The organism is Sporacetigenium mesophilum DSM 16796, assembly GCF_059569055.1.
Genome location: NZ_JCANUR010000034.1, coordinates 1 through 8,884, shown reverse-complemented (window position 1 = coordinate 8,884; position 8,884 = coordinate 1). Strand labels below are relative to the sequence as shown.

Genomic DNA, 8,884 nt, shown 5'->3' with positions numbered 1-8,884 from the left:
CTATTGCAAACTTTGTCGCAATTTGTTATTATTAATACATGGTTATCCCCCTGATAACCTTAATAAAAATCTCTATTCCCAATACCCCTTTTGAACGGAGATATACATCCATGGACAAACTTACTTGGTTTCGGAGCCAAGTAAGTTTTTTTTTGTTTCTTTATCAAATATATGTATCTTATATTCATCAATAGAAAGTTTTAATTTATCATCTGTATTAATGCTATGTCCTCCATCAAATCTAGCTGTTATAGGAATGCCATTAACATCTAAATATACATATATTTCAGATCCTGTAAGTTCGCATATTTCAACAGTCGCTTCAAACCCTTTATCTTTATTATTCACTAAATATACATCTTCTGGTCTTATTCCAAGTATTACTTCTTTGCCTATGTATCCTTTTAATCTTAACATATCTGATTTTTGCTTACTTAAAGCTATTTTAGTTTTATTAAACCTTACATACACCCCTTCATTATATTCTATTACCTTAGCATCTATAAAGTTCATTTGAGGGGCTCCTATAAAACTTGCAACAAATATATTACATGGGTTATTGTATACTTGTTTAGGAGTACCTATTTGTTGTATTACGCCATCTTTCATTATTACTATTCTATCAGCCATAGTCATAGCCTCTACATGGTCATGTGTCACATAAATAAATGTAGTTCCGAGTTTTTTATGAAGTTTACTTATTTCCATTCTCATTTGAGTTCTTAGTTTTGTATCTAAATTTGATAAAGGCTCATCCATTAAGAATACCCTAGGGTTTCTCACTATAGCTCTTCCTAATGCAACTCGTTGACTTTGGCCTCCAGATAACTCTTTTGGTTTTCTATTTAATATATTTTCAATTCTTAGTAATTTAGCAACTTCTATAACTTTTCTATCTATATCACTTTTAGGTTTTTTGCTTATTTTCAGTGAAAATGCCATGTTTTCATATACGTTTAAATGGGGATATAATGCATGATTTTGAAAAACCATAGCTATATCTCTATCCTTAGGTTCTACTTCGTTTACCAATTTATTTCCTATATATAATTCTCCTGAACTTATTTCTTCAAGGCCCGCTATCATTCTAAGTGTAGTGGACTTTCCACATCCAGATGGACCAACTAATACTATAAATTCTTTGTCTTCTATATCTAAGCTTAAATTTTTAACAGCATTGTATCCATTTGGATATAATTTGCAAATGTTTTTTAATTTTAATCCTGCCATCTAAACTTCTCCTTTTGTATCTTTCACAATTATTATCTATAATTTAATCGATTTTTTTATCAACTTTAATCATATACTATAAGTAGGTATAAACTATACATACTATGATAATCTTTAAGATTATTTTTTAAACTATTCTACACTCTACTGTTACTATTATAAATTTTAGTATGTAATGGCTTTAATATATATAGATCTTTATTAGATTTGATTTATTGTCTTAAAAAATAACAAATTAACACAATTAATATATTATTTTGTTGAATTTTGTTATATAATGTAATTAAATGTTTAGTTATAAACCACACATATATAAAAATTAACATCAATAGTATATCATAAATGTTGTTAAGGAGGTTTCAAAATGAATAATAAAAAGAAAGTCGCTATAGTTTTCACAGGTGGAACTATATCAATGACTGTAGATGAAAAAATAGGAGCTGCCATACCATCACTTTCAGGTGAACAAATAATGTCAATGGTCACTAATATAGATAAATTAGCAGATATAGAGGTAATAAATTTCGCTGAAATCCCTGGGCCTCATATGACTCCAGAAAAAATGATGGAACTTAAACATGTGGTTAAAGATTTATTAAATAGAGAAGATTTATCTGGTGTAATAGTTACTCACGGAACAGATAGTTTAGAAGAAACTGCATATTTCTTAGATTTAACTGTAAGTACAGAAAAGGTTTTAGTTATAACTGGAGCTATGAAAAGTAGTGATGAACTAGGTTATGACGGAGCTAGCAACTTAGCTGCAGCAGTTTGTACAGCTATATCTGATAAAGCAAAAGGAAAAGGCGGTTTATTAGTTATGAACAACGAAGTAAACCTAGCATCAGAAGCTACCAAAACTAATACTATGACTTTAGATACTTTTAAATCACTATCTTATGGTCCTTTAGGTATAATAGATGGAAATGAACTTATACTTTCTAGAAACATAGTATATAGACAAAACATAGAAACAGATATCGTTGAATGTAATGTAGACTTAATAAAAGCTTGTGCTGGAATGGATGATAGACTTATAAAATTATCTGTTAACTCTGGTTCTAAGGGCCTCGTTATAGAAGCTATGGGAAGAGGAAATATACCACCTAAAATGTACGAAGGTGTGAAATACGCTAGAGAAAAAGGGATACCTGTTGTTGTTGTTTCTAGATGTCATACAGGTAGAGTATTTGACAGTTATGGATATCTAGGTTCAGGTAGAGATTTAAGAAACTTAGGTTGTATATTTGGTGGGGACCTTCCTGGTCAAAAAGCTAGAATAAAACTTATGTTAGCTTTAGGAAAAACTAATGATTTAAATGAAATAAAAGATTACTTTGAAGAAGGTATATACTACTAAAATTCGCTATGCTCATGTCGCCAACGGCCTTGAAGAGCAGTCCCGTTGCTCAAAAAAGCCTACTGATTTCAGTAGGCTTTTTTCTATATAACTTTTGCTAAAAATTCTTGAGTTCTTAAGTGCTGAGGATTATAAAATAAATCCTTTGGTGATGCCTCTTCCACTATATATCCATTATCCATAAATATAGCTCTAGTTGCAACTTCTCTAGCAAATCCTATTTCATGAGTAACTACAGCCATAGTCATACCTTCTTTAGCTAGCTCTTTCATAACATCTAGAACTTCCTTAACCATTTCAGGATCTAAAGCCGAAGTAGGCTCATCAAATAACATAACTTCAGGTTCCATAGCTAATGCTCTAGCTATTGCTATTCTCTGTTTTTGACCACCTGACAATTGATTTGGATATGAATTTCTCTTATCCAATAATCCTACTCTATCTAATAATAATTCTGCCTTTTTTATAGCTTCATCCTTTGAAACACCTTTTACTTTTACAGGAGATAATATTATATTATCTAGTACAGTCATATGAGGAAATAAATTAAAACCTTGAAAAACCATTCCTATTTTTTGTCTTGTAGTATTTATGTTATTATTTTTATCAGTAATGTTTTTATCTTTGAATATTATTTCTCCACCACTAGGTTCTTCAAGTAAATTAATACATCTAAGCAAAGTACTTTTTCCTGAGCCACTTGGTCCTAGTATAGCTACTATTTCGCCTTTACTTATATTTAAATCTATATCTTTGAGTACTTCTAAATTATCAAATTTCTTTTTTAAATTATTTATTTTTATCATATTAATACCTCCTATACAGTACTACTTGCTAGTTTCTTTTCAAACATAGTTACAAGCTTTGATAAGCTAAATGTCAGAACAAAGTATATAATAGAAGCTATTATAAGAGGCTCAAATGCTAAATAAGTGTTACCTCTTACCGTATCTGCATTGTACATAAGGTCATGTATACCTATTATAGAAACTATAGATGATTCCTTAACTAAAACAACAAATTCATTTACTAAAGCAGGTAATACATTTTTTAAAGCTTGAGGTATTATTATATATCTCATAGCCATAGTATAATCCATTCCTAAAGATCTACTTGCTTCCATCTGACCTTTTTCTATAGATTGGATACCTGATCTTAATATCTCTGCTATATATGCACTAGAGTTTATAGATAATGCTAAAGTTCCAGCTATAAAGTCAGATGATATAGGCCCTATACTTGGGAATGTAATCCCAAGTGTAGGTAACCCATAGTATATAAGATATAGTTGAACTAAAACAGGAGTACCTCTTAAAAATTCTATATAAGCTGATGATATTATTTTTAAAAATTTATTCTTTGATATTTTCATAAGACATATGAATATCCCTAATATAAATCCTAATATTACTGCTATTAAAGATACCATTATAGTTATTTTTGCACCATTTATAAAAAACTTATAGTATTCACTTAAGAAAGAAAAATCCATGTTGTCACCTCCATTTAGGCTTATTGAGATAATTTTGTTGCTTCATCAACAAACTGATCTATTTTACCTTCTTTCATTAACTTATCTAATGTTTTATTTACTTCGTTTATTAATTCTTTGTCTTCAGACTTTTTAAAAGCCATTGCAGAACCTTCATCTCCACTAGTTAATTTAATATTAGATAATGTTAACTTATCATATTTTTTAAGGTGTGAATCAGCTGTATTGCTGCTTAATATAACTGCATCAACGTTTCCATTGTTAAGTTCTAAAACTAAATCTTGAATCTTACTTAAAGATTTTATGTTTGTTGCTTTTATTTCATCTTTAGCAAATTGTTCTTGTATACTAGATTTTTGAGCACCTATTTTTAAATCTTTAAGATCTTCAATAGTTTTATATTTATCTACGTTAGCTTTGTTTACAATTATTACATTTTGACCAGTATAGTATATCTTTGAAAAATCAGCATTTTTTTGTCTTTCTTCAGTTGGAGTCATTCCAGCGGCAACCATGTCTATATTACCTGCTGTAAGTGCTCCTAATAATCCATCAAACTTCATATCTTTTATTTCTAATTTTACTCCTAAATCATTAGCTATTTCTTGCGCTATAGCCATATCAAAACCAACTATAGTATCTTTTCCATCTATCTCTTTATGAAATTCATATGGAGGATAATCAGCAGATGTTCCAACTACTAATACCCCTTTATCCTTTATTTGTTGTAATTTACTTACATCTTCTTTAGAACCACATCCAACTAATGACATTGCTAAAACTAATATAAATGTATATATTAATAAACTTTTTATTTTCTTCATGATAATACCTCCCAAAGTATAATGATTTTTAAATGAGAATACTCAAATAATTTTATATTGTTTTTTACTTTCTTTTATAATTAATTTTTATTATTAACCTTTTTGTTTTTTACACCTCATTACTATCGCCTCCTCAAAATTAACATAAAAAAAGCCCCTTAGTCATATGACTAAGAGACGAATTATTATCCGTGGTACCACTCTTATTGATAAATATACTCATCAAGTTTAGTAACAATAAAAAAGTCTCTTGGTCCGAAGACCAAGAGACGAATTAACATCCGCGTTACCACTCTTGTTGATAAGTTATACTTATCCACTCTTATCTCTTAAGGCGAGACACTCCTATTGCCCTACTATTAGTTCAAGCAATATCCTCAAAAGCTCTTTTCACTATAAATTTCATTACTAGGCTCACACCACCCCTAGTTCGCTGTAAATTCCATTTAAGCTACTCTCTTCGTCGTAGGATTTACAATATTTAATTTAATTTGATTATACAGACATATTAATATATTGTCAACATAGTTTTTTGAAAATTATACTTGTAATTTATTTACTTATTTTCTTTATTATACCATTCTTTAAACAAGTTATATAATCAAGTAGTTTTATACCTGCTTTAAATTCAACAGATATCCTTCCATCTTCTTTATCTAGTATAAGTCCTTCTTCAAATTTGTTATGGTATATTTTATCTCCTGTATTTACATCTGTATTAATCATATTTTCTTCTTGCTTTACTTTAATTTTATTCAGATCTTTCTTTTTTATTCCTTTTATTTCATCTATAAATCTAGATTTAAATACAGCTTTATTATACTTGTGTTTAGGTATACTTATATATAAGTTATTCATAGCCCTTGTTATCCCTACGTAAAGTAACCTTCTCTCTTCTTCTATAGCTTGAAGTTTTTGATTTTCATCCTCTATATCGTATGACTTTTCATGAGGAATTGTTCCTTCTGTTGTTCCTACTATATAAACATTTTTAAATTCTAGACCCTTTGCACTATGCATAGTAGTAAACACTACTCCATCTTTGATAACATCTTTTTTTGCATAGACCATCTCTTCTTTTACTTTTTGTATGTGATCTAGGTAATCTTTTACAGTCTTAAAATGTACAGCAGAACTTTCTATCTCATTTAATATTTCGAATAATCCATTTGCCTTTAGTTTTCGATTAGAACAATACTCTACTATATATCTGTCGTATTCTAAGCTAGTTCTTATATATGATATTGCATTTTTAGGAGATAGCCCGCTTATATATCCCAAATCCATTTCTAAATCTTCTATAGTCTGTAGTTGTTTGTAATGGAGATCACATTTTTCTTTTAAAGTATTTATAAAGTTAGATTCATCGCTAGCCATCTTTATACTATCTTTTGATATGTATCTAAATGGTCTGTTTATAATCCTTATCCATTCATTTTTAAGATTAATATCTAAAGATAACCTTAAGTATGATAGTATATCTTGACATACCCAATGGTCATATATAGTTACTACGGTATCTCTTACTACAAATGGTATACTCATATCCATAAATACATCTATAAGTGCCCGGGATTGAATATTGGTTCTATATATAACTGCAAAATCAGAGTAATTTAAATTATTTTCATTTATTTTTTGAGCTATATCTTTTCCTATTTTTGACGCTTCATCTTCAGAGTCTTCAGGATACATATAATTTACATCACTACTTATATCTTCTCTATTCGGCTTTATGATTTTATCATATCTATTACTGTTGTTCTTTATAAGTTTATTTGCTGAAGATATTATATTTTTCGTTGACCTATAATTCACATCCAGTACTATCTTAACTACATTTGGGAAGTACTCTTCAAATTGCAATAAAAAGTCAGGTCTTGCCCCTCTAAATCCATATATACTTTGGTCTTCATCTCCTACAACAAATATATTATTGTTAGGTGACGATATGAGCTTTAATATTTCAAATTGAACTTTATTTATATCTTGAAACTCATCTACTAATATATATTTGTACCTATTTCTAACTGTATTAAGAGCACTAACATTGTTATTTAATAAATGATATGTGTGTATTAACATATCGTCAAAATCTATTTTATTCATTTGCTCTTTGTACTCTTCATACATTCTATATACGTTTTTAAATTCTTCATTTGACAATGTGTTTGAATCAAAGTCTACGGCTTCCATAAGTTCATTTTTCAAGTATGATATATCATTTATAATACCTGAAATAATGTCTTCATCTTCGCCATTTTCTATTTTTAAAGTTTTTAGTATATTCTTTATTATAAACTTTTTATCTTTTTCATTTAGTATATAATCCAAGTTATATTTCTTGAAATGTCTTAATATCCTAAAAAATACAGAATGAAAGGTTCCAAATGTAACCTTATTTATTCCATAATCAGAACTTAATTTCAACGCTCTTTCTTTCATTTCAGTGGCAGATGCCTTAGTAAATGTTATTGCTAATATGTTCCCTGGATTTATATTGCTATTTTGTATCATATTTATTATTCTATATGTTATTACTCTTGTTTTTCCTGAACCTGGGCCTGCTAACACCATACAAGGTCCACTTATATGATTTACAGCCTTATTTTGATTTTTGTTTAAATTTTCTATATTTAGCATGACTTATCACCTTAAAATATTTTTTATTTGTATTATAATGTACTTAGGCAAATAAATATACAGGAGTGAACTTATGCAAATTATAACTAATGTTATAGATGAAATAATAGATATTCCAACTAACCACTGTGTTTTTGATATAGAAACAACAGGTCTTAGTCCTAAGTATAGTAAAGTTATCTTAATCGGTATCTTATATATAAAAAACAATAAAACTATTGTGCAACAGTTTTTCGCAGATAATTCTAATGAGGAAAAAGAAATATTGTTTTACTTCAAGGAAGCATTTAAAGAATTTAAATATCATATAACCTTTAATGGTATACGCTTTGATATTCCATATTTAAACGAAAGATTTAAATCTAATGATATAAATTATATCATAGATAAGACTAAAGATATAGATATCCTAAATGTAGTTAGGCCTTATCAAAAAAAATTATCACTTATAGATTGTAAACTAAAAACAGTTGAAAAATACTTAGGAATAGAGAGAAAAGATACAATATCAGGTAAAGATAGTGTGGAATTATATAAACAGTATGAAATAACTCAAAATGAAGAGTTAAAAAAGAAAATACTTCTCCATAATTACGAAGATATATACTATCTTGGAAAAATATTTAAAATAAAAAGTTTAATAGAAGAAAGATTAGATTTCATAGAAGTAGATATATACAATAGCTCATATAAAGTTATTATGAACAATTATAAATTCAAAAAAAATATTTTGACTATAGAATACATATCTAATATAGATTTTCCTGTGGACATAGAAATTTATAAAGAAAATTATTCAATAAACGGTCATAAGAATAGAATAAATATTACCTTAAATATAAAAAATGGATTTGATAATAATACAAATAATATAATATACTATGAACTTAGTACTATAATACCATTGATGATAAACCTAGACCCCTTGGAAAATAATATATCTACCTTATCAAAGTATATTTTAACAAAAGAATTTAGAAATGAAAAAAGTCGTTGAAAAATCAACGACTTTTTAAAATGGCGGAGAAGGAGGGATTTGAACCCTCGCGCCCCTTGCGAGACCTACTCCCTTAGCAGGGGAGCCTCTTCAGCCACTTGAGTACTTCTCCATATTTTTTACTACATGGATTATAATATCATGTATATATCTATATGTCAATATCATAAAATCTGTTTTTAATAAGGAGTTTCAATTTTAATATAGAATATATAAATATAGATTGATAATGGTGCCTGTGTATTATCCAAACTTTTTAAGTAGGACTATTGGGGATTTTGTTAATACTTTTGGGCATAACTTGAATAACTTTTCAAAAGTTTGTGATATTTTAGAGT

7 protein-coding genes, 1 tRNA gene and 1 other annotated feature are annotated in these 8,884 nt (G+C 28.2%); of the genes, 2 read left to right on the top strand and 6 right to left on the bottom strand.

Going from position 1 to position 8,884, the window contains the following annotated elements; all coding sequences use genetic code 11:
* Nucleotides 1-120 precede the first annotated feature (120 nt).
* Nucleotides 121-1,230 (bottom strand): ABC transporter ATP-binding protein, encoded by a 1,110-nt coding sequence (locus BS62_RS14910; RefSeq protein ID WP_496492057.1) that lies wholly within the window; start codon nt 1,228-1,230, stop codon nt 121-123.
* Between the two features lie 364 nt (nt 1,231-1,594).
* Between BS62_RS14910 and BS62_RS14905 the strand changes: the two genes are divergently transcribed.
* A complete protein-coding gene (locus BS62_RS14905) occupies nt 1,595-2,590 on the top strand; it encodes an asparaginase (protein ID WP_496492056.1) in 996 nt (331 codons plus the stop codon).
* Between the two features lie 83 nt (nt 2,591-2,673).
* On the opposite strand, the gene BS62_RS14900 is transcribed toward BS62_RS14905, so the two are convergent.
* From BS62_RS14900 to BS62_RS14885, 4 genes are all read right to left on the bottom strand, one after another.
* Nucleotides 2,674-3,396 carry an amino acid ABC transporter ATP-binding protein gene (locus BS62_RS14900; RefSeq protein ID WP_496492055.1) on the bottom strand — a complete coding sequence of 241 codons (723 nt, stop codon included), beginning with the start codon at nt 3,394-3,396 and terminating at the stop codon, nt 2,674-2,676.
* A gap of 11 nt (nt 3,397-3,407) precedes the next feature.
* A complete protein-coding gene (locus BS62_RS14895; protein WP_496492054.1) occupies nt 3,408-4,082 on the bottom strand; it encodes an amino acid ABC transporter permease in 675 nt (224 codons plus the stop codon).
* Nucleotides 4,083-4,102: 20 nt separating this feature from the next.
* Nucleotides 4,103-4,906 carry a transporter substrate-binding domain-containing protein gene (locus BS62_RS14890; protein ID WP_496492053.1) on the bottom strand — a complete coding sequence of 268 codons (804 nt, stop codon included), beginning with the start codon at nt 4,904-4,906 and terminating at the stop codon, nt 4,103-4,105.
* Between the two features lie 262 nt (nt 4,907-5,168).
* Nucleotides 5,169-5,382 (bottom strand) — a binding site (T-box leader).
* A 76-nt stretch (nt 5,383-5,458) separates the two neighbouring features.
* Nucleotides 5,459-7,549: an ATP-dependent helicase gene (locus BS62_RS14885; protein WP_496492052.1), complete on the bottom strand. Its 2,091-nt coding sequence runs from the start codon at nt 7,547-7,549 to the stop codon at nt 5,459-5,461.
* Between the two features lie 73 nt (nt 7,550-7,622).
* Between BS62_RS14885 and BS62_RS14880 the strand changes: the two genes are divergently transcribed.
* Nucleotides 7,623-8,546 carry a ribonuclease H-like domain-containing protein gene (locus BS62_RS14880; RefSeq protein ID WP_496492051.1) on the top strand — a complete coding sequence of 308 codons (924 nt, stop codon included), beginning with the start codon at nt 7,623-7,625 and terminating at the stop codon, nt 8,544-8,546.
* 21 nt (nt 8,547-8,567) lie between these two features.
* On the opposite strand, the gene BS62_RS14875 is transcribed toward BS62_RS14880, so the two are convergent.
* A tRNA-Ser gene (locus BS62_RS14875) sits at nt 8,568-8,658 on the bottom strand.
* Between the last annotated feature and the right edge of the window lie 226 nt (nt 8,659-8,884).

What these genes read in the sequence shown, in the direction of transcription:
- BS62_RS14905 (WP_496492056.1), top strand. Translation starts at nt 1,595, where the DNA reads ATGAATAATAAAAAGAAAGTCGCTATAGTTTTCACAGGTGGAACTATA.
- BS62_RS14910 (WP_496492057.1), bottom strand. Translation starts at nt 1,230, where the DNA reads ATGGCAGGATTAAAATTAAAAAACATTTGCAAATTATATCCAAATGGA.
- BS62_RS14900 (WP_496492055.1), bottom strand. Translation starts at nt 3,396, where the DNA reads ATGATAAAAATAAATAATTTAAAAAAGAAATTTGATAATTTAGAAGTA.
- BS62_RS14895 (WP_496492054.1), bottom strand. Translation starts at nt 4,082, where the DNA reads ATGGATTTTTCTTTCTTAAGTGAATACTATAAGTTTTTTATAAATGGT.
- BS62_RS14885 (WP_496492052.1), bottom strand. Translation starts at nt 7,549, where the DNA reads ATGCTAAATATAGAAAATTTAAACAAAAATCAAAATAAGGCTGTAAAT.
- BS62_RS14880 (WP_496492051.1), top strand. Translation starts at nt 7,623, where the DNA reads ATGCAAATTATAACTAATGTTATAGATGAAATAATAGATATTCCAACT.
- BS62_RS14890 (WP_496492053.1), bottom strand. Translation starts at nt 4,906, where the DNA reads ATGAAGAAAATAAAAAGTTTATTAATATATACATTTATATTAGTTTTA.